Annotated in this window: 25 protein-coding genes; 5 read left to right on the top strand and 20 right to left on the bottom strand. The window is 39.0% G+C overall.

What is annotated here, in order from left to right; all coding sequences use genetic code 11:
• Positions 1-147 precede the first annotated feature (147 nt).
• Together radC and QM406_RS07780 are read right to left on the bottom strand one after the other, a co-directional pair.
• Positions 148-828 carry a RadC family protein gene (gene radC / locus QM406_RS07785; protein WP_414273885.1) on the bottom strand — a complete coding sequence of 227 codons (681 nt, stop codon included), beginning with the start codon at positions 826-828 and terminating at the stop codon, positions 148-150.
• A 63-nt stretch (positions 829-891) separates the two neighbouring features.
• Complete coding sequence (locus QM406_RS07780) at positions 892-2,172, bottom strand: O-acetylhomoserine aminocarboxypropyltransferase/cysteine synthase family protein (RefSeq protein WP_414273887.1); 1,281 nt, start codon at positions 2,170-2,172, stop codon at positions 892-894.
• Positions 2,173-2,390: 218 nt separating this feature from the next.
• Here QM406_RS07780 and QM406_RS07775 point away from each other — a divergent pair, with 218 nt between their 5' ends.
• Entirely contained in the window at positions 2,391-3,086 is a 696-nt protein-coding gene (locus QM406_RS07775; protein WP_414273884.1) for a VIT family protein, read from the top strand.
• A 56-nt stretch (positions 3,087-3,142) separates the two neighbouring features.
• Here the strand turns inward: QM406_RS07775 and QM406_RS07770 are convergent, their stop codons facing one another.
• The 3 genes from QM406_RS07770 to QM406_RS07760 are packed head-to-tail and all read right to left on the bottom strand — an operon-like array spanning position 3,143 to position 6,040.
• Positions 3,143-3,415 carry a PspC domain-containing protein gene (locus QM406_RS07770; RefSeq protein WP_045762960.1) on the bottom strand — a complete coding sequence of 91 codons (273 nt, stop codon included), beginning with the start codon at positions 3,413-3,415 and terminating at the stop codon, positions 3,143-3,145.
• Between the two features lie 59 nt (positions 3,416-3,474).
• Positions 3,475-3,924 (bottom strand): SprT family protein, encoded by a 450-nt coding sequence (locus QM406_RS07765; protein WP_414273883.1) that lies wholly within the window; start codon positions 3,922-3,924, stop codon positions 3,475-3,477.
• The gene (locus QM406_RS07760) at positions 3,911-6,040 is read right to left on the bottom strand and encodes a Tex family protein (RefSeq protein WP_414273882.1); all 2,130 of its coding nucleotides are present in this window, start codon (positions 6,038-6,040) and stop codon (positions 3,911-3,913) included. The genes QM406_RS07765 and QM406_RS07760 overlap by 14 nt, the downstream gene beginning before the upstream one ends.
• A gap of 155 nt (positions 6,041-6,195) precedes the next feature.
• On the opposite strand from QM406_RS07760, the gene QM406_RS07755 reads away from it, so the two are divergent.
• The 4 genes from QM406_RS07755 (at position 6,196) to tnpA (ending at position 8,690) form a co-directional block, all read left to right on the top strand.
• Positions 6,196-6,327: an SPJ_0845 family protein gene (locus tag QM406_RS07755; RefSeq protein WP_000268695.1), complete on the top strand. Its 132-nt coding sequence runs from the start codon at positions 6,196-6,198 to the stop codon at positions 6,325-6,327.
• Positions 6,328-7,233 carry a permease gene (locus QM406_RS07750; protein ID WP_414273881.1) on the top strand — a complete coding sequence of 302 codons (906 nt, stop codon included), beginning with the start codon at positions 6,328-6,330 and terminating at the stop codon, positions 7,231-7,233. It begins immediately after the preceding gene.
• Positions 7,230-8,045: a TIGR03943 family putative permease subunit gene (locus QM406_RS07745; protein ID WP_414273880.1), complete on the top strand. Its 816-nt coding sequence runs from the start codon at positions 7,230-7,232 to the stop codon at positions 8,043-8,045. Before QM406_RS07750 ends, QM406_RS07745 begins: the two co-directional genes overlap by 4 nt.
• A 180-nt stretch (positions 8,046-8,225) precedes the next feature.
• Positions 8,226-8,690, top strand: a complete 465-nt coding sequence (tnpA, locus tag QM406_RS07740; protein ID WP_414273879.1) for an IS200/IS605 family transposase — start codon at positions 8,226-8,228, stop codon at positions 8,688-8,690.
• A gap of 252 nt (positions 8,691-8,942) precedes the next feature.
• Here the strand turns inward: tnpA and QM406_RS07735 are convergent, their stop codons facing one another.
• The 15 genes from QM406_RS07735 to QM406_RS07665 form a co-directional block, all read right to left on the bottom strand.
• Positions 8,943-9,356, bottom strand: coding sequence for a type II toxin-antitoxin system death-on-curing family toxin (locus tag QM406_RS07735; RefSeq protein ID WP_414273878.1), 414 nt, complete (start codon positions 9,354-9,356; stop codon positions 8,943-8,945).
• On the bottom strand, positions 9,353-9,589 hold the full coding sequence (locus QM406_RS07730) for an AbrB family transcriptional regulator (RefSeq protein WP_000260607.1): 237 nt from the start codon (positions 9,587-9,589) through the stop codon (positions 9,353-9,355). The genes QM406_RS07735 and QM406_RS07730 overlap by 4 nt, the downstream gene beginning before the upstream one ends.
• Before the next feature lie 63 nt (positions 9,590-9,652).
• Positions 9,653-9,775, bottom strand: coding sequence for a hypothetical protein (locus tag QM406_RS07725; RefSeq protein WP_414273888.1), 123 nt, complete (start codon positions 9,773-9,775; stop codon positions 9,653-9,655).
• Between the two features lie 8 nt (positions 9,776-9,783).
• Positions 9,784-10,560 (bottom strand): DNA polymerase beta superfamily protein, encoded by a 777-nt coding sequence (locus tag QM406_RS07720; RefSeq protein WP_414273877.1) that lies wholly within the window; start codon positions 10,558-10,560, stop codon positions 9,784-9,786.
• 110 nt (positions 10,561-10,670) lie between these two features.
• The gene (aguB, locus tag QM406_RS07715; protein ID WP_075231375.1) at positions 10,671-11,546 is read right to left on the bottom strand and encodes an N-carbamoylputrescine amidase; all 876 of its coding nucleotides are present in this window, start codon (positions 11,544-11,546) and stop codon (positions 10,671-10,673) included.
• A gap of 9 nt (positions 11,547-11,555) precedes the next feature.
• Complete coding sequence (aguA, locus tag QM406_RS07710; RefSeq protein ID WP_414273876.1) at positions 11,556-12,641, bottom strand: agmatine deiminase; 1,086 nt, start codon at positions 12,639-12,641, stop codon at positions 11,556-11,558.
• Positions 12,638-13,765, bottom strand: a complete 1,128-nt coding sequence (gene nspC, locus QM406_RS07705) for a carboxynorspermidine decarboxylase (protein WP_414273875.1) — start codon at positions 13,763-13,765, stop codon at positions 12,638-12,640. The genes aguA and nspC overlap by 4 nt, the downstream gene beginning before the upstream one ends.
• Positions 13,765-15,024, bottom strand: a complete 1,260-nt coding sequence (locus QM406_RS07700; RefSeq protein WP_414273874.1) for a saccharopine dehydrogenase family protein — start codon at positions 15,022-15,024, stop codon at positions 13,765-13,767. Before QM406_RS07700 ends, nspC begins: the two co-directional genes overlap by 1 nt.
• Positions 15,021-15,881 (bottom strand): polyamine aminopropyltransferase, encoded by an 861-nt coding sequence (gene speE / locus QM406_RS07695; protein WP_414273873.1) that lies wholly within the window; start codon positions 15,879-15,881, stop codon positions 15,021-15,023. The genes QM406_RS07700 and speE overlap by 4 nt, the downstream gene beginning before the upstream one ends.
• On the bottom strand, positions 15,882-17,336 hold the full coding sequence (locus QM406_RS07690; protein ID WP_281335585.1) for an aminotransferase class I/II-fold pyridoxal phosphate-dependent enzyme: 1,455 nt from the start codon (positions 17,334-17,336) through the stop codon (positions 15,882-15,884). It lies immediately after the preceding gene.
• A gap of 555 nt (positions 17,337-17,891) precedes the next feature.
• Positions 17,892-18,203, bottom strand: a complete 312-nt coding sequence (locus QM406_RS07685) for a hypothetical protein (RefSeq protein WP_414273872.1) — start codon at positions 18,201-18,203, stop codon at positions 17,892-17,894.
• Positions 18,204-18,241: 38 nt separating this feature from the next.
• Positions 18,242-18,562, bottom strand: coding sequence for a hypothetical protein (locus QM406_RS07680; protein ID WP_414273871.1), 321 nt, complete (start codon positions 18,560-18,562; stop codon positions 18,242-18,244).
• Between the two features lie 93 nt (positions 18,563-18,655).
• Positions 18,656-19,534, bottom strand: coding sequence for a DUF4300 family protein (locus QM406_RS07675; RefSeq protein WP_414273870.1), 879 nt, complete (start codon positions 19,532-19,534; stop codon positions 18,656-18,658).
• A 45-nt stretch (positions 19,535-19,579) separates the two neighbouring features.
• On the bottom strand, positions 19,580-20,461 hold the full coding sequence (locus QM406_RS07670; protein WP_414273869.1) for a diacylglycerol/lipid kinase family protein: 882 nt from the start codon (positions 20,459-20,461) through the stop codon (positions 19,580-19,582).
• 277 nt (positions 20,462-20,738) lie between these two features.
• Positions 20,739-21,239 carry a class I SAM-dependent methyltransferase gene (locus QM406_RS07665; protein WP_414273868.1) on the bottom strand — a complete coding sequence of 167 codons (501 nt, stop codon included), beginning with the start codon at positions 21,237-21,239 and terminating at the stop codon, positions 20,739-20,741.
• Between the last annotated feature and the right edge of the window lie 294 nt (positions 21,240-21,533).

Genomic DNA, 21,533 nt, shown 5'->3' with positions numbered 1-21,533 from the left:
TTATAATCAGGTTTTTCTTTGTGAAACATAGGGATTACCTCACAACTCTTCTTACCTCTATTATACGACTTTACACAAAGAAAAGCCCTTAGAAACTTGAGTTCTAAGGACTTTGTCTTCAATCTGACCTGTATCATATACAGGTTTTTATATCAGATCCGTCTTCTCACGGTAACTAAAATAATCGGAATGTGAGACGATAAGATGGTCCAATAAGACCAAACCCATTAATTCGCAGGCTTCTTTAACAAGTTTCGTAACATGGTCATCATTTCTACTTGGCATAACAGCACCAGATGGATGATTATGAACCAGAATCACGGATGTTGCCATATGCTTTAAGGCATAATGGAGAATTTCCCTTGGTTCCGCAATACTTCTAGTAGCAGATCCAATAAAAATGGTTTGCTGATGAATAATTTGATTTTGTGTATTCAGATAGAGCGCCACTAGGTGCTCTTGTTTTTTATCTCCAAATTCTTGTTGCATCTTTTTAGCCAGTCTTTGACTACTCAGAATGCTCTCTGCCTCAATGGTTTCATGTTTGTGAATACGACTTCCAAGCTCAATCATAGCTTGCAGTTCAATAGCTTTTACTCTCCCGATTCCTGATAAACTCTGCAGTTCTTGCAAGGTCATTTTTTTTAACTCAGTTAAACTGTTTAATTGAGACAATACTTTCTGTGCAATTTCAAAAACAGTAGATTGACGAGTTCCTGTTCGTAATAAAATGGCTAGTAATTCCTGATTACTCAAACTCTCTACTCCTTCTGTCACCAAGCGTTCCCTTGGCAAGAGCGAATCTTCTTGAAATGAAATACTGTACATAAAAATCCTCCTCACTTTATTATTCGTGAGAAGGATGCTTAATTCGATAAAAACTAGTTATTTTTAGATTTTTTCAAGCGCTAGTCGTAAATCTTCAATCAAATCATCAGCATTTTCAAGCCCGATTGAGAGACGGATTTGATTTTTAGTTACTCCTGCTGCTTCTAGATCTGAGTCAGACAACTGAGCATGTGTTGTAGTCGCGGGATGAACGACCAATGATTTAGCATCTGCTACATTGGCTAAGTTTGAAAAGATTTCTAAGTTGTCAATCACCTTACGAGCTTCTGCTTCTCCACCTTTAACGTGGAAGGTAAAGATTGAACCAACACCTTTTGGTAAGTATTTTTCAGCCAAGGCATGGTATGGACTATCTGGAAGTTTTGGATAGTTGACCTTTTCAACTCTTGGATGGTTCACAAGGAAATCAACGATTTTCTCAGCATTTTGAACATGACGTTCAACACGAAGAGAAAGTGTTTCAAGACCTTGTAAGAGCAAGAATGAGTTAAATGGTGAAAGGGCAGCTCCCATATCGCGAAGCAGTTGAACACGAGCAGCAACGATAAAAGCTGCAGCACCAACATCACGAGTATAGCTGATATTGTGGTAGCTTGGATCTTCTTCGACTAATTGAGGGAATTTCCCTGAAGCAGTCCAGTCAAACTTCCCACTATCAACGATAACACCACCGATTGTTGTACCATGACCACCGATAAACTTAGTAGCCGAGTGGACTGCGATATCTACACCGTGAGAAAAGACATTGATGAGATATGGTGTTGCAAAGGTATTGTCTGCAACCAAAGGAATCTGATGTTTATGAGCAATTTCAGCAATTTTTTCGATATCAGGAATGTTGATGACTGGATTTCCCAAGGTTTCAATCAAAACAAGTTTGGTATTGTCTTTAATCGCTGCTTCTACCTCTTCTAGATTATCGATATCAACAAAAGTTGTGGTGATTCCGTAACGAGGAAGGGTTTCTTTCAATAGGTTAAAAGTACCACCGTAGATAGTTGAAGCTGCAACAACATGGTCACCTGCGTGAGCAAGTCCAAGAATAGTATAAGTAAGAGCTGCCATCCCAGATGCTGTGGCAAGAGCACCAACACCACCTTCAAGAGCTGCAATACGCTCTTCAAAGGCTGAAGTTGTTGGGTTAGTAATACGAGTATAGATATTCCCAGCTTTCTGAAGTGCAAAAAGTTCTTCTCCTTCTTGTGTATCTTCAAATACAAAAGATGTTGTTTGGTAAATTGGTACAGCACGAGATTTGGTAGTAGCATCTACAACTTGTCCTGCATGCAATTGTAGGGTTTCAAATTTAAATTCACGAGTCATCATCAGACCTCCAAAGATTTCATTAGGTTCATTGTATCACCTATTTCACTAGGTTACAAATACAACTTTGTTATATCTTGGCATAAGCAATAGCTATGGCTATGCCTGATAGAGAAAAATAGCAATCTTTTATTAGAATTGTAGAACTTTTTTCAGATAGTTAAAAATGTTTGTTTTCACTTCTCCTATCCTTTATACTAGATATAAAGGAGAATACTATGTCAGAAAATAAACATGAAATAGATACAAACTTTGCTGGTCGTTTAAATATCCTACGTGCTGGTGTTCTTGGAGCTAATGACGGGATTATTTCCATTGCAGGTGTTGTTATAGGGGTTGCCAGTGCAACCAGCAATATCTGGATTATCTTTCTCTCAGGTTTAGCAGCAATCTTAGCAGGTGCCTTCTCAATGGCTGGAGGCGAGTATGTATCCGTATCTACTCAAAAAGACACAGAGGAAGCCGCTGTAGCCCGTGAACAACTACTTTTGGATAAAGATATGGATGCTGCCAAGAAATCCCTCTATGCAGCTTATCTACAAAATGGTGAGTGTGAAACTTCAGCTCAGCTCTTAACCAACAAGGCATTTCTTAAAAACCCTCTCAAAGCCTTAGTTGAGGAAAAGTACGGAATCGAGTATGAGGAATTCACTAATCCCTGGCATGCTGCTGCATCTAGCTTTATTGCCTTCGTACTTGGTAGCCTGCCACCAATGCTTTCGATTATTATTTTCCCAAGCGAATACAGAATCCCTGCTACTGTTGTTATTGTAGCAATTTCTCTATTAGTTACTGGCTACACCAGTGCTAAACTTGGAAAAGCACCAACCAAAACAGCTATGATTCGTAACCTTTGTATCGGTTTGTTGACCATGGGAGTTACCTATCTATTCGGACAGTTGTTTAGTATTTAAAAAAGATACCGCTCGGTATCTTTTTTTGCTATCAAAATATAGACAGTTAATTTGATTTACCAAAACCAACCTTCGTCATCATTGATAGGTTGGGCTTCTTTGATCTTGCGTGGGCCTGTTCCATACATTTCAGCTTCGATGTCTTCTTTTGTTGGTAGGATTGAAGCTAGGATAATGTAGATAATAATTCCGAGTCCAAAGTTTGCGATTGTAAAGATTGCAAAAAGGAAACGAACTAGGGTTACATCAAGATTCCACTTATCAGATAGACCTGCAAGTACACCTGATACCATACGATTTCTTCTCATTTTATAAAATTTTGTATTCATAATTTTTTCCTCTTTCGGATTTCTTAATCTTAGTATAGCACTAAGCTAGATTTGCTACATCAGTCCTTAGGCCGATTTAATAAGAGGAGCTTTCCACGACAGAGACCACAACGATAACGCTTGGTATCGATTTTTCGCTTTCTTTGATAGATTTGCTGACAAGACTGACAAGCATAGACTAAATTTGGCTTTTGATTGGAACTTGATAAGGGAGGAACAAAGCGGAGACCGTCGACCTCTTTTAGAAGTTGCTTAAAGGCTAAATCCTTATGCTGATAGCCTTTACCTTCGAAATAAAGATGGTAATGGCAGAGCTCATGACGAACAATTTTACGAAAAACCTCTAAACCAAGTTCTTGATAAACCTTAGGATTGAAATCCAAATGACCATCCTTGGGGAAAAAACGTCCACCTGTCGACCGTAGACGAGTATTCCATTGAGCTTGGTGTTTGAAAGGTTTTCCAAAATCTTCTAAAGAGACCTGTTTAACGTAATCAGTTAGATTCATTTGGTGCAAGAAGTGACAGATTCACTTTTTCGCGGTCAGCATCGATTTTCTTCACCCAAACGGTTACCAAATCGCCGACTGAAACGACTTGACTTGGATGTTTGATAAATTTCTTGCTCATGTGTGAAATATGAATGAGTCCATCTTCATGGATACCGATATCAACAAAGGCACCGAAGTCAACGACGTTGCGCACAACTCCCTCAAGCTTTTGGCCAACTTGTAAGTCTTTGATATCCAAGACATCCTGACGAAGGACTGGAGCATCAAAAGAATCACGGAAATCACGACCTGGTTTGAGAAGATCAGCAATAATGTCTTTAAGTGTTTCTTGACCGAGGTCTAGCTCTTGAGCCATTTCTTTGATAGAAACAGATTTGAGTTTTGCTTGCGCTTCTTCATTTAGGTCCTTAACATCCAAGCGTTTGAAGAGTTCTTTAACCGCAGTATAGTTTTCAGGGTGAACTCCTGTATTGTCAAGGATATTAGAACTTTCAGGAATACGAAGGAAACCTGCAGCCTGCTCAAAAGCTTTTGCCCCTAGGCGAGGAACTTTCTTGATTTGGGCGCGTGAGGTGATTTTTCCTTCTTCTTCACGGTACTTAACGATATTTTCAGAAATGGTTTTGTTAAGTCCTGCAACGTGTGAAAGTAGGGCTGGACTAGCCGTATTGATATTGACACCGACTTGGTTAACAACTGTATCTACCACGAAATCAAGACTTTCAGAGAGTTTTTTCTGACTAACATCATGTTGGTACTGGCCGACACCGATGGATTTAGGATCGATTTTAACCAATTCAGCAAGAGGATCTTGCAAACGGCGAGCAATGGAGATAGCAGAGCGTTTTTCAACGGTTAAGTCAGGAAACTCTTGACGGGCAAGTTCACTAGCTGAATAGACAGACGCACCGCTCTCATTAACAATGACATAGCTAACTTCTGGAAAATCCTTAAGTACTTCAGCAACAAATGCTTCACTCTCACGGCTGGCAGTTCCATTTCCAATAGCGATGATTTCAACACCGTATTGGCCAATCAGATCTGCCAAATCACGCTTAGCTTCCTCAATCTGACGAGCTGAAGCTGGTTTGACTGGATAAATGACTTGCGTTGTCAGCATCTTACCAGTCGCATCAACGACCGCAAGCTTGGCACCTGTACGAAAGGCAGGGTCAAAACCAAGAACCACGCGCCCTTTAAGAGGTGCTACCAGAAGAAGATTACGGAGGTTTTCTGAGAAGAGTTGAATAGCTCTTTCTTCTGCCTTCTCTGTTAACTCTGTACGGATACGACGCTCGATAGCTGGCAGTACCTTCTTCTTAACAGATTGCTGAATAACTTCTTCAATATAGGCATTTTTAACCTTAAAACGAGCAGCAAAGAAGGCTTGAATACGTTCAACCGCATGCTCAAAACCAATCTTCAAGATGCCTAACTTCTCACCACGATTAAGGGCAAGCGTACGGTAACCTTGCATGTTTGCAACTGTTTCTGAGAAATCATAGTAAATTTGAAATACTAACTTTTCATCCAGGCTTTCGTCTTTGACTTGAGAAGTGATTTTAGAATTTTCAAGGACTTCGCGATAAGCAATGGCACGAAGTGTAGGATCCTCAGAAAGTGCTTCAACTAGGATATCTACTGCTCCAGCCAAGGCCTCTTTGCCACTAGAAAAACCTTCACATACAAATTTTTCTGCTTCTCCTTCTAAGTTGGGAACATTTTGTAAAATCAAGCGAGCAAGAGGAAAAAGTCCAGCCTCACGGGCGACAGTTGCCTTGGTCCGACGTTTTTCCTTATAGGGAAGATAGAGTTCTTCAACGTCTGCGAGTTTTTCAGCAGCTAAGATGGCTTCTTCTAACTCTTTGGTCAACTTACCTTGCTCTTTGATTTTTGCTAAGACCGCTTCCTTACGATCATTGAGGTTGGTAAGACTTTTATCAAGGTCGATAATAGCTTTGATAGCCACCTCATCCAAACTTCCAGTCATATCTTTCCGATAACGAGCGATAAAGGGAATGGTTGCTCCTTCTGCTGTCAAAGACAAAACCGTATCAATTTGCTTTAAGGTTACACCCAAATCTTGGGAAATTTTTTCATATTTTTTATCCATAAGACTATTATACCATACGGAAGAAAGCTTGTTTTCATTAATTTGTTGCTTTATTTCAACTTTATAAAGAGAAAAGCAATGTTTGTTTTAAAATCCAACTATTTCCCAAAAATAATAGTATAATAGTGTTAACTAAAAGAATTGAGGTATGCCCAATGGCTGTTAAATTTACAAAAACTGATGACTTAGATAAGATGTTCGAAGAGTTCGCTAAACTACCTGATTTGAAGCAAGTAACATTTCCAGATGACAAAGAAAAGAAAGATAAGGCAGAAAAGAAAAAATAGATGACACTCTTTCAAAGTTTACCTTCTAGTGTGTTACAAGCTGGCGCCATTTTCCTATCAATTATCATTGAAGCTTTACCCTTTGTCTTAATTGGTAGCATCATCTCTGGTGCCATTGAAGTCTATGTGACTCCTGAGAAGGTCTATAAATTTCTCCCTAAAAACCGCCTAGGGAGAATCTTTTTTGGTAGCTTCATTGGTTTTCTCTTTCCTTCTTGCGAATGTGGAATCGTTCCGATCATCAATCGTTTTTTAGAAAAGAAGGTTCCTAGCTATACAGCTGTTCCCTTTCTAGTAACCGCTCCTATCATCAATCCCATCGTACTTTTTGCGACTTATTCAGCTTTTGGTAATTCAATTCAAATGGTTCTCCTAAGAGCTTTGGGCGCGATGCTAGTTGCTACTATATTGGGTATCTTTCTCGGATTTTTCTGGGAGGAACCTATTCAAAAGGAAAATAGGCTGGCTTGTCATGAACATGATTTTTCTCACTTGACCAAAGGTCAGAAACTTCTTCAGGCCTTTATCCAAGCTATTGATGAGTTCTTTGATATGGGACGTTACTTGGTTTTTGGCTGTCTGTTTGCTAGCATAGTTCAGGTTTATGTACCAACTAGGATCCTGACTTCTATCAGTGCAACACCACTACTTGCTATTGTTCTCTTGATGGTCTTATCCTTCCTTCTATCACTTTGTAGTGAAGCGGATGCCTTTATTGGCTCTTCGCTTCTCTCCAGTTTCGGATTTGCGCCAGTCCTTGCCTTTCTGGTTATTGGACCAATGCTTGATGTCAAAAACCTACTCATGATGAAGAATTATCTTAAAACTCGCTTTATTTGGCAGTTCATGACCATTGTGACTCTTGTTGTTCTTGTCTATTCTTATATAGTCGGGGTGATGCTATGATACGATTTATCATTTTGTTTAGCTATTTTGTCTTAACCCTCTATCTGCAACTATCAGGTAAGCTCAATCAGTATCTAAACCTCCACTACACTTATCTGGCTTATATCACAATGGTGTTGTCTTTCTTGCTAGCTATTGTTCAAGCCTATATTTGCTTCAAGCGTTTGAAAGAACATAGTCACTTACACAAGTTTTCTGCCAAGCTTGCTAGTTTTGTCCTCCTAAGTTTGCCCTTGTTAGTTGGATTTACATTTCCAACTGTCGAGCTAGATTCCCAAACAGTATCAGCAAAAGGATATTATTTTCCTCTGTCAGAAGGAACGGACAAGGCAATCCAAGCAAGCGAAGGTACTAGCAGTCAGTATCTCAAACCGGATACCAGTCGATTTTATTCACAAACAGCTCATGAAAATATTATTCGGAAGAGTGCTGATAAATACTTAGCTCAATCTAGTATAGCTATCAAGGACGAGAATTACTTGGAAGTCATGGAGGCGATCTATGATTATCCCAATGAATTTGAAGGCAAGGAAATCGAGTTTATCGGCTTTGTCTACAACGATCCAAATCATGCCAATAGTCAATTTGTTTTTCGCTTTGGTATCATGCATTGCATCGCTGATTCGGGAGTTTTCGGCCTCTTGACCACAGGAAATATCAATCATTATGAAAATAATACCTGGGTAAGAGTCAAAGGTAAGATTAGCAATCACTATCACAAGGAACTTAACCAAGTCCTCCCAACTCTTGAAGTTCAATCTTTCGTAAAAGTCGATAAGCCAGAGAATCCTTATGTTTACAAAGAATTTTAAAAAGTAGCCTGAGTGGGCTACTTTTTCTTGTTATGTGACTTTCAGTCCGTCTCGCTCCGTTAGGTGCGAGACAAATAAACCACCCGCTATGCGGGTGCGCGTCGAAGGTTATACCAAAAAAACTCCAAACGCGATACAATAAAGGTGTTCAAGCCAATTGTAAAGCGAAAGGAGAAAACCATGGCACAAAAGTCTCATAGTTTATCACACACAAAGTGGCACTGTAAGTATCACATTGTGTTCACCCCTAAGTATAGACGAAAAGTCATCTATAATCAATATCGGAGTAGTTTAGGTGAAATATTTCATCGTTTGTGTAGCTATAAAGGAGTTGAAATTATCGAAGGACACTTGATGCCAGATCATGTACATATGTTAGTCAGTATTCCACCAAGGATAAGTGTTTCTAGTTTCATGGGTTATTTAAAGGGTAAAAGTGCACTCATGATGTTTGACAAACACGCCAACCTCAAGTACAAGTTTGGAAATCGACATTTCTGGGCGGAAGGTTATTATGTGAGTACAGTAGGGCTTAATGAAGCCACGATAAGGAAATACATACAAGATCAGGAAAAGCATGATATAGCACTAGATAAATTAAGTGTGAAAGAATATGAGGATCCCTTTAGGGATAGTGGTAGGTAATACTCACGCCTCTTTAAGAGGCAAGTGACGAGTCAAGAGCAATGAGGCTTGAACAACGTGAAAGCCAGCGTCTTTAGGCGCTGGCTGGTAATTTGGGCTTATAGCCCTGGTACAAACCACCCGTTTGACGGGTGGTTATGATTTAGTAAAGTTGAATGTTTGACTTATTCAAAAGAATTGTTTTCTTCATTTCAGAATTCTAATACTGTCTGTTTATCTATTTTTTAACTTTTAGGATTTAAACATCCAAGCTTAAGATTTGCCATTAGTCCTAAATGAATGTTCAGAGATCCATTTGGTGTAGCTAGATAACCTTTCATCTGTTAAGGATTCTACTGCGATAGTTACACACATATTGACCGCTTCTTCAACTGTTACAGAAAAACGATAACCATTTAACTGTAGAAATTTCACCAAAACAAAGAAAGCAGTTCGTTTATTAGCGTTGGCAAAAACATGCTTCTTGATCAATTGGACAAATAGTATCGTTGCCTTATCAAAAATTGTTGGATAAAGAGGTTTACCGAAGACAAATTGTTCTGGTAAATTGACAATCATATTTAAAGCAGAAGGACTAACCGTTTGAATTTTTTCATTAGGTGAATACCGTTGAATTGCTAAAGCATTGATTTTTTCAATTTGCCTTTCTGTTAGATAGACTGTCATTTTTCCACCAAAGCTTTGAAAACATCATCGTATTCGTCAAAAATTTTGTCCAAATTTAAGTCAAAGGCATCATCAGATACATAAGAAATCTGATGTCCAGACTCTTCGGGAGTAAAGATAATTTCACCACTTGGTAACAATTTCGCTTCGTATTTAACACCACTTGGAATATTGAATTCGCTTGGAATGGTGATGGTGATTGAATTTCCTTGTTTTCTTGTTTTTACTACCATCTGATTTCCTCCTTTGAAGTATTATAACAAATAATTACCGTAATTACAATGACAGAATATCAGTCAAAATACTCCTGCATGAGAGATTTCTTCAAGCAACTCATCCGAATAAACCGAATATCTCATTGGATCAGGCGCTTTGTGGTCGTTCATTGCTTGACCACATCTACAAGTCCATTTTCCCATATCTAACCTCAGTCTCGACTTAATTCTTCAAGGAAAAATTGATTAAGAGCTTCCCAATCTTTCTTCTCCTCGGTAACACTTTGGACGTAATCATCTAGTTCTTGGATATTTTTGATGATGTAGTCCTGGATGGGCTTAATGGGCTCAATTTCCATACCTTCAGGTCCATTTATCTTGATATCAAGCAGTCTAGACACATGCTCTTTCATTTCATCAGGAAGCAATTCTTTCAATAAATCATCAAACAAAATCGGTGGAACAGAATGATATTTTTCTATCCAACGACAAGCTAAAATGGGACGCAGAGCATAGAAGTACTTTTTAGGTTTGACCTTGTCTCCTGAAAGATACTTATTCATTTGAGTTCTAGCAGTATTCAAGTAATGGTGGAGCATCTTTTTCTCGGAAAAATACTGACTAACAAGCGGACGGATACGGTCAATAAAGCCTTCGTCTTGCTGGTAAACGATTGGCGACTGTAACCACTCAAAGAGGGTTGGATTTGACTTATAAAGCAACTTTAAAGCCTTGTCCAAATCCCAACCACTCACATCCCATGTATCGTCAATTGGTAGTTCGATGACATCTCGATGATCGTTCAAGCTTAGATAAAAATCTTGCTTGTGCTTGTATACGAAACGCACATCAAAATCACTATCCGGAGACTCAAAGCCCCAAGCGCGACTACCAGACTCAATTGCCCACAAAACAGTAACATCATAATCACGCTCAATTTCTGCTAGTTTTTCAGGTACCAGAATATTCATTTCTTCTTGTGTTTGCATGGTGGTTCTCTTTCTTATTAATTTCTTATACCCCATTTTATCAGAATCCTAGGACATTATCAAAAATTATTATAGTATCTACAGAAAAAAAGCCTACGATAGGCTTTCTCTTATCTGACAATATCTTTATACATATCTGGTCTTCTATCTCTAAACAGACCCCAGTTTAAGCGTTCACTTGCTCCCTTGTCGAGGTCATATGTAGTTAACAAGATCGCTTCGCCTTGTCGTTCTGCTTGGGTCAAGATAGCACCTGTTTCATCGGTCATAAAGGATGAACCGTAGAAATTAAGACTTGAACTTTGTCCACCATTTTCCTCGCAAGGAGAGACTTCTTCCAAACCATAACGATTAGCAGCAATAACTGGGACAATATTTGCTGCTGAGTGTCCTTGCATGGTACGTTGCCAATGACCACAACTATCTGTATCCAAAATAGGCTCTGAACCAATGGCTGTTGGATAAAAGAGCAATTCCGCTCCATTTAAGGCAAGGCAACGAGCTGTTTCTGGGAACCACTGGTCCCAACAGATGCCAATACCAATTTTGGCATAGCGTGTATCCCAGACCTTGAAACCGGTGTTTCCAGGAGTAAAGAAGAATTTTTCTTGATAATAATGGTCATCAGGAATGTGAGTCTTCCGATAAACACCAAGCACTTCTCCATCAGCATCTATGACTGCAATAGAATTGTACAAGACATTGCCATCTTTTTCGTAGAAACTGATTGGTAAAACGACCTTTAATTCCTTGGCAATCACTTTGAAATGCTGAATAGCCGTATTTTCTGTCACCGACTGGGCATACTGGTAGTAGTCATATTGACGTTCCTGACAAAAATAGGGACGTTCAAACAACTCAGGCAAGAGAATAATTTGCGCACCTTGCTCAGCAGCTTGACGGACTAAACGTTCAGCTGTTTGGATATTGGTTTCCACATCCTTAGCGCATTGCATCTGAATGGCTGCAACCGTTACATTTCTCATCTTTTTCTCCTATTCTGGAATTTGTTGGGTAATACAGTGGATATTCCCACCCCCTAAAAGAATATCTCTAGCTGGGATTCCTACGACTTCACGGTCTGGGAAACACTGACTGAGGATATCCAAGGCCACTTGGTCGTTTTCGTCCTGAAATTGTGGCACCAAGACAGACTTATTGGCAATATAGAAGTTCACATAGGAAGCTGCTAAACGTTCTCCTGCATAGCGTTCTTCTTCACCTTCTTCATAACTATAACCCGGCAAATCTTCTTCCGTTACTACTTGATGGATAGCTGGAATCGGAAGTTTATGAATGGTAAAGGAACGCCTCTTTGCATCTGTTTCCGTCTCTAAAAGAGCTAGATCTGCCGCAGACATGGCATACTGGGGATCATCCTGATCATCTGTCCAAGCTAAAACAATCTCCGCTGGACCAACAAAGGCTGCTACATTGTCGACGTGTTCATTTGTCTCGTCTTGATAAATACCGTAAGGCAACCAAATAACTTTTTCGGCACCAAGGCTCTCTAGTAAGGTCTTTTCAATCTCCTTTTTAGTCAGGTGAGGATTACGACCAGGACTAAGAAGGCAACTTTCAGTCACAAGAATGGTTCCTTGACCGTCACTGTGAATAGCTCCGCCTTCCAGTACAAAAGGTTTGGCATCATAAACAGGTATATCTAAGACTTCTGCAAAACGACTGGCTACTTGGTCATCTGCTTCATAGTCTTGGTAGAGACCATCCACAGCACCACCCCAGGCATTGAAAGACCAGTCTACCGCTAACTTTTCCCTTTTATCATTAAGGAGAATGGTCGGACCAGTATCACGAGCCCAGGCATCATTTGTCTGAATATCTAGATAAACGACCTGATCTCCAAGATAGGATTGCGCTTCAGACAGATAGTCTTCCTCCACCAAAAGGTAGACTGTTTCCCCCTGAGCAATAGTTTTGATAATTTGGCTAAAAGCTGTTTTAGCCGCCTTTCCTTGAAAAGGCCAAGATCCTGGTCGAGTAGGCCATATCATGAGGGTCCCATGGTGGGGTTCATACTCTGCTGGCATACGATAGCCTAATTTTTTGGGACTGTCCATCATGATAATCTCCCTTTAAAATCTTGATAGCCGAAGGCTTTGACTAAGCTACAGTCTCCCTGTTTGTCCATAAGATAGAGACTTGGCAATCCAATACCATTAAAGGTATTATTTTTAACAAATGAGTAAATAGCCATGTCCTCAAAGTAAAGTCTATCTCCAATCTCAACAGGATTTTCAAAACTATAATCACCAATCACATCGCCCGTCAGACAGGTATTGGAAGAAAGTTTATAGGTATGCGCTTTTTCCTGTGCCTCAAAGCCATTTCTCAAAGGTGGATGATAGGGCATCTCAAGTACGTCAGGCATATGGCAGGTCGCAGAGGCATCTAAAACCAAGATTTCCATACCGTTTTCTACAATATCCAATACTTCAGTTGCTAGATAACCCGCATTGAGCGCAATAGCTTCACCCGGCTCGATATAAACTTCAAGATTGTAAGTTTCTCGGATACGCTTGATTTCTGAAATCAGCAAATCCACATCGTAACCTTCTCTTGTGATGTGATGTCCACCACCCATATTGAGCCATTTAACTTGATGCAAATAGGCCCCAAACTGGTCTTCTACTGCTTTCAAAGTAGTTTGTAAATCATCTGCCCCTTGCTCACAGAGGGTATGAAAATGAAGTCCGTCAACCAAATCCAATAAATCACTTGGTATCTTATCCAAAGTTACTCCAAAACGAGAGCCAGGAGCACAAGGATCATAAAGCGCGTGGTCTCCCTGCGTTGAACATTGAGGATTAAGGCGCAGACCGACACTGATACCAACTTCACGACAACGTGCTCCATGTTTGCGTAACTGTCTCTCTGAATTAAAGACAATATGGTCTGTTATTTCAAGTAACTCTTCCATGTCTGATTCCTTGAAAGCAGGTGCAAATACATGGACTTCCCCCGGAAATTCTTCCCTAGCTAACTTCGCTTCATAGAGTCCACTAGCTGTCGTACCTGAAAGATACTGGCTAATCAAAGGATAGGTTTTATAGAGGGAATAAGCCTTTTGAGCTAGCAACACCTTACAGCCCGCTTCTTCCTGAACCTCTTGTAGAATACGGCAATTTTCCTCTAGTTTTGCTTGATCAATAACATAGGCTGGCGTTGGTACTTGTCCTAATTTCATTAGTCCACCATTTGTGGGTTTTCTACCACAACCCATGGCAAACCGAATTTATTCAAAGCTTCCATGAATGGGTCTGGATCCAACTCTTCAAGGTTATAAACTCCTGGTTGTTTCCAAGTGCCATCCATCACTAATTTTGTCCCAATCATAGCAGGAACACCTGTTGTATAAGAAATGGCTTGAGAACCAACTTCGGCGTAACATTCCTGATGGTCGCAAACATTGTAGATGTAGATGGTCTTTTCAACGCCATCTTTCACACCTGTAAAGATACATCCAATATTAGTTTTACCAACAGTACGTGGGCCAAGGCTGGCAGGATCTGGAAGCAAGGCTTTCAAGAATTGGATTGGTACGATTTCTTGTCCGTTAAAATTAATAGCATCTGTACGAAGGAGACCAACGTTTTCCAAGCATTTCATGTGCGTTAGATAAGATTGGCCAAAAGTCATAAAGAAGCGAATGCGTTTAACACCAGGAATGTTCTTTGCTAATGATTCGATTTCTTCATGGTGGAGGAGATACATGTCTTTTTGACCAACTTGAGGGAAATCATACTCACGTTTGATAGACATAGCTTCAACTTCTACCCATTTTCCATCTTCCCAGTAAGAACCTGGTGCAGAAACCTCACGTAGATTGATTTCTGGGTTAAAGTTTGTCGCAAATGGATAACCGTGGTCACCACCATTACAGTCTAAAATATCGATATAGTGGATTTCATCAAAATAGTGTTTGAGGGCATAAGCCGAGAAAACACTAGTCACACCTGGATCAAATCCAGAACCAAGAAGAGCGGTTAATCCAGCTTCCTTGAATTTTTCTTGGTAAGCCCACTGCCATGAGTAGTCAAAGTAGGCAGTAAAACCAAGTTCCTTACAACGCTTCTCATAAATGGCACGCCATTCAGGGTCTTCTGTATCCTCAGCCTCGTAGTTAGCTGTGTCAATATAGTGGACACCTGTAGCTAAACAAGCATCCATGATGGTCAAGTCTTGATAAGGCAAAGCTACGTTCAAAACAGCTTCTGGTTTGTAGCTTTCGATCAAGGCAATCACTTCTTCTACCTTGTCTGCATCAAGAGCAGCTGTCTCAATCTTTGTACTTGTTTTACCTTCTAATTTAGCCTTCAAGTCATCGCATTTTGACTTGGTACGGCTAGCAATCATAATTTCTTTAAAAGTTTCGCTATCTTGGCAAATCTTTGAAATAGCAACCTGGGCAACGCCCCCACATCCGATAACTAATAAACGACTCATTTTCTTCCTTCCTCTTCTTCTAAAATGTCTTCTACATACTTAGGCAACATAAAGGCACCAATATGTAGGTTTGCAGTGTAGTATTCTGTGAAAAGCTGGCGTTTTTTCCAACCTTCCTTGTCAAAATCTTTGACAGGGTGATATTTTTTCGATGCAAACCCAAATAACCAATAGCCTGCAGGACTGGTAGGGATATGTGCCTGATAAACTCGACTGATTGGAAAGGCTTGATTAACCTTACGGTGCATGCTTCGACAAGCTGACTCATCTTCGTCAAAGAAGGGACTACCATGCTGATAGATCATGATTCCATCCTCTTTCAAGGCTCTGTAACTATTGCCGTAAAATTCCTTAGTAAAGAGCCCTTCCGTATGGCCAAAGGGATCTGTCGCATCATTGATAATGATATCGTAATCATCTTCGCAGTTCCGTAAAAAGCGAAGCCCATTTTGGTAGTAGATGGTAACACGAGGATCATCTAGACCAGTAGCAAATTCTGGGAAGTATTCTCGACAAACCTCAACCAGCATCTCATCTGGTTCCACGATATCGATTTGTTCCAATTCTGGATATAGGGTTAATACTTGGGCAACACCACCGTCACCACCCCCTATTACCAAGACTTTCTTTGGATTGGGATGGACAGCCATAGGAACGTGGACAGTCATTTCGTTGTAGACAAAGTCATCTGCATCTGAGAACAAGACGTGCCCATTTAAAATCAGTATTTTCCCAAAAGCTGGTGTATCTAATACTTCTATATCCTGCCATTCACTTTTTCCAGCGTAGAGTTGTTTGGCAGTTCTCAAGGACAATTTCACATCTGGAGTATGAACTTCAGAAAACCATAAATCCATTTAGTTCTCCTTTCTCTCAATGACATTAATGTGGTTGACCTCTGGATCTTCCGTTCCTTGGAGGGAACAACCACGTTCTTTGGCAAATTGAATATAATCGACAAGACCTTGTGTAATGCGTTCACCGGGCGCTAGGATTGGAATACCTGGAGGGTAACACATGACAAATTCCCCGCAGACTTGCCCAACGGACTCGTCCAGGGTTAAGCTTCTTCTCTCTGAGTAGAAGGCTTCCTGAGGAGACAGCACCAACTCTGGTTGGATATATTCGCCAGCGATCAAGTCCTTCCCATCTCTTGAGTAGAGTCTCTTGATGTCAGCCAGAGCACCAACCAAGCGTTCAATATCTTGGATACGGTCACCAATCGAAATGTAGGCCAAGATATTGCCAATATCACCAAACTCAATCTGAATGTCATATTCATCACGTAAGAGGTCATAAACTTCAATACCTGTTAAACCAATTCCCTGAGTGTAGACTGACAGCTTGGTCACGTCAAAATCACAAACGGTCACGCCATCTACTAACTCTTTTGAGTAGGCATAGTAGCCACCGATGGCATTGATTTCACGACGAGCATACTCAGATAGCTCAATGACCTTCTCAAATGACTCTTTACCACGAAGGGCCAGATTGCGGCGTGAAATATCCAAACTAGACATTAACAAATAGGATGCTGATGTTGATTGGGTCAGGTTAATGATTTGACGCACGTACTCAGGATTCATCTGATCCCCAACTAAAAGAAGGGAACTTTGTGTCAAGCTACCACCAGACTTATGCATGGATACGGCTGACATATCTGCTCCTGCATCCATAGCAGATAGAGGAAGTTTATCTGTAAAGTGGAGATGAGCACCGTGTGCCTCGTCTACTAAGACTTTCATTCCTGCAGCGTGGGCCATCTCTGTTAGCCCCTTAAGATCTGAACAAATACCATAGTAGGTTGGATTGTTGATTAGAATAGCCTTGGCATCTGGATGGTCCTTAATAGCTTGCGCCACACGGTCATTTTCAAGCCCTAAAGCGATACCAATCTTAGGATCCACACTCATCTCGATATAGATGGGAATAGCACCGCATAAAACGAGTGCATTGATGGCTGATTTATGGACATTTCGTGGTAGGATGATTTTATCCCCTGCTTTACAGGTGGAAAGAATCATGGTTTGCACGGATGAGGTTGTCCCGCCAATCATTAAAAAGGCATGAGCAGCACCAAATGCTTCTGCTGCTAGTTCTTCTGCATCTCTGATAATCGAAATGGGATGTCCTAGATTATCCAAAGGCTTCATAGAATTGACATCAATCCCAACGCATTTCTCACCCAGAAGTTCAACCAACTCTGGATTCCCACGGCCACGTTTGTGACCAGGTACATCAAATGGTACAATTCTTTTCTTTCTTAATTTGACCAGCCCCTCATAGATGGGAGCTTGGTTTTGATTTAACATTATAAAGACATACTCCTTTATCATAGTTTTTTCACCTTGTGTAAGGCTCTAAAGGATACTTATGAAAAAAGAGCAGGTTGGCACCTGCTCTACAATCTACTGACGTGTTTATGTTTGTTTCTTTTGAGTATGTCTGTTCCTGATGTTTCCTAACTCTCTAGTAGCAAATATTACGTACTTTATTGATCGTTTCACAAGATGACGTGTGCTTTCACCACACTAACAAATGTATACGAATTAGAACTAATGTCCTAACATCAACTTATAAAAGTAGGCTTTTAACCCTATCAATAATGTGGCTTTTCAACCACGCTTCGGCATTCAACCCTGCCTGTCCGTAGGCATTTTTTACTCGGGTTTATATTTGCTAGAAAACATCATCTCATTTTCTAAGCTTCATTACTATATCATGTTTTCGTATTCTTGTAAAGTACCTTTTTGCAAAAAAAATAAATTTCGTTCGTGAATATCATAATTCCTGTAAAATATTAAGCTTCATTTAAGATTGAAAGCGAATAGAAAAAGAACGAATAAACTTACTCGTTCTTTTATTAGTTATTTAATCTTATGCTTGTTCATTTTCTCTTGGAAAATATCTGTAAGAATTTGTCGCAATTCTTGAACTTCCTTTTCAGGAAGTTGGCCTTCTTGTTCAGCAACAGCGTACAATTCCGGATATTCAAGTGAGATTCTCTTAACAGTACGTGTAATGGCATGTTTTCTAACAAAAAATGGAATCCGTTTAATCATATCTTGAGGAATTAAGGCAATAATCTTATCAGCAGTTTCCTTATCGTTCAGCTTAGAGAAAGTTAGGCCCTTTTTAATCATTTCTTGTTCTTTTTCTGTAAAATCTTTAATATCCATTATGTCTCCTTATGACTATTTTATTTACTTCTATTATACTATTTTTTTAATTGATCGAATGAAAAATCTCTATAAATCACTTCTTTACCAAGAAAGGAATCTGTTGTAACAGGTAGTTTTTTCAGCAGCTCTTTGATATCAATACCATTGGGAAGAGGATTCAATTCTCCCAGATTATTTTCCTGAAGGTGTGTTGCAAAGATAAACTCTCCCTTTTCCCAATACATAGCACAATCATTGATAAGATCTACTGGTGACAGGTCCAGCAGTTCTTGCTCTTGCGCTATAAAAGTCTCGTAGATCAACTCAAAAATAGCTTCTTTATCAATTTTTACAACTCTTAATGTATGTTCATCCATGCTTGCTATCCTCTAATCATATCAATTTAACTATCATTCGGTTGGTAACTTCTTATCCTACTCTTTAGGCAAATCATTCGAAAAATACTACTTTTAGAGTTGAACCCACTTATCATTGTCCATAATAAAGGGCTTCGCTAGACCTTCACCTGTATAGTTTTCGTATTTTGTATCTAGATATTTGTAGCAATCTTCCTTGGTTGCAAATTTGATAGCTTGATAAGGCTCCTCAAAGGTTAACTTTTCGACAAAGAGATAACCGTCCTCGCTTGGCACAAGTATGCCGACATGACCGATAAAGAGGGATTGACCATCCAAGTCATCATGGACTACTACGGAGAGCATTCTTGCATTTTCATTAAACTTGAATTGAGAAAGGAACTGTTCCATCTTAGCAGCATGCACCTTAACATCTGTCGTTGCTTCGGTCTTGACTCTTGAAAATAAGATATCAAAAGCATCCTTGTCTTCCGTACCAAAGATTTTGCCCTTATCAATGGCATCGTTATCGACAAACAAGAGAGAATCATCTTTCTCTAACTTAGGGATTTCGATAGAATTTTTCAATAAACAATAACTGTTAATACGACAGTTAGTCCCGACAAAATCACCTTTTTGAGGAGTCCAAAGATTGCTTATCTTTTCAACATCATAGTCTGTTTTGGCAAATGTAGAAAAATCTCCAGTTAAGCCAACTGAACCAACAGTCGCGTTATAATCATTTACAAGGTTGAAAAATGCATCGACACTATCTTTATCCAAATGTGCAGCCAAGGCTTTCCGAACTTCTTCTGCACTCGGTTTGCTATTCATATTGGTGTAAGAGGCTTTCCAAGAAACCTGATTCGACTGTGATTGAATCACGGAAGTTTCAGCAGTACTATCATAAGTCTTTTGAGTTTGACTACAAGCTACTAAGGTCAAAAGGAGTGTTGAGCAAAGACCAATAGTCGCTAATCTTTTAAATTTCATAGGCTTTCCTTTGTTTAAAAAAATTGTTGTTAAAGGTAAATAAGATTATGCTTTCGGTTGAGAATAGACTTGGATATGCTGACCTAGCACCTTAATTTCTACTGGTAGGTCAGCAGATTTATCACCATCAACATCCGTTTCTAACTCAGTGTCTGAAGAGATTTTGATATGACGAGCTTTTGTGTACTCGATGTGATCATTTTCAACGACATCCCCTTTTAATAAGTCAGGGATTACAGATAATTTAGAAAGAATTGATGCATCCTTAAGAATCAGAACGTTTGCATATCCGTCCTTATCTTCATCAAAGATCTTTTTGTCAGCGAAATAATTGGTAAGAAGAACTAAAACATGACTTGCTTCTCCAATATAGTTTCCATTTTCTGTCTCAACAGTAATATTAAATTCTTGATCTGTCACGACAGACTTTACAGTATTAACCGCATAGGCTAGCATACCAAACTTTGTTTTATCTTCAATTCCAACGTTATGAATGGCTTCTGGTAGTGACCCAATACTAAAAATGTAGCCGAAATAGTGCCCATTGGATTTTCCGATATCAATCTTATTTGTAGAATTGAAATCAAGTTCGTCAATAGCCCCGTCAATATCTTGATTGATTTCTAATAGTTTCGTAATGAGATTTCCAGTTCCTCCTGGGATAATCGCAAGTTTAGGAATGTAGTCTTTTTCAGCGATACCAGAGATTACTTCATTGACAGTCCCATCTCCACCAAAAACAAGAACAGCATCATATCGCTCGCGAGAAGCTTCTTCTGCAAAGTTTGTGGCGTCTTGCGCTTTTTGTGTAATTCTGGTATCGACTTGCTCGAAGAATTTTTTAGCCTTATTTTCTAACTTTTCCTTATAATCTAAAGCTTTTTCTCCACCAGAGGTTGGATTGATAATCAACATTATTTTTTGCATTTATTTTCTCCTCAATATCCATGTACATCTTTAGGCTATCAATATATTTTTTTTGATATACTTTATTATATAATGAAATTTCTAAAAACAAAAATTGAAAGTACTGAACTAAAATAGATACAATCATGAACTGTCTAAGAATTTTTCTATCAAAATTGGAAAAATAGAATTTGTGGAAAAAATTTTATCAAGTTACAAACTGAAGAAATCATCTCATTCACTCTTTCTTCATATACATCAGTTTTTATTTTACTTCAAAACAAAACCTATGCTTCTATTATTTTCTTAGCCACAAATGTTGTAAAAAACTAATATCTTTATAGGGTTTTAAATTACATACTGCAAGTTCAATCTTTGTCATTTCTTCTAACCAGTTTTCTTTGTTCTTAAATTCATTTGGTTGTAGACTGTAAAATGTTCGAATCCCCAAATAGTTTTCTAATTTAAGACCAGACAAAGCTAATAATTCCTCAATCGTATAAGTAGAACCACTTGTAAATGAGAGGCTCTCAAAATTTTCACCATTGAGTAAGCTAAATGCTTGATTGATGTCATTAGCAAAAACAACACTTTGTAAAACTTTTCCAACGTGATTATGCTTGATAATTGAAATTAAGCCATCATCTTTTAAAATTCTTTTGAACTCCAGAAGATAGTCTTTTCGGTCATTAGGATCTATATATTCTAAAACATTATGGCAAAGGACAAGATCAAAGGATTTATCCGTAAAACGAACGAGTTGGTCAATACTTCCCCACAATTTTTCATAAGCTCTCAAATTCAGTCAACTTTCTCATCTCTGATCTAGCTTTTGAATCCTTAAATAACTAATCTTAACTTAGAAAAACCTATTAAAAAATAGAATCCCTACACCTTTTATTATACTACATTAACAGAAAAAAAGACTGAAGTAGATGGCATTCACGGATCTATACTATTGTAATCGGTCAATTCCCTAAAATGATTACCTAGTCCATTTTATTGTATACAGATGAGGTGTTATTTGAGCATGCCCTTTTATAACTCAATTAGTATTAAAAATAAGATAGAAACTTCAGGATGGCTACTGTCT

Source organism: Streptococcus infantis (genome assembly GCF_047465035.1).
Lineage (GTDB): Bacteria > Bacillota > Bacilli > Lactobacillales > Streptococcaceae > Streptococcus > Streptococcus infantis_T.
This window is presented reverse-complemented; position numbering and strand designations above follow the sequence as displayed.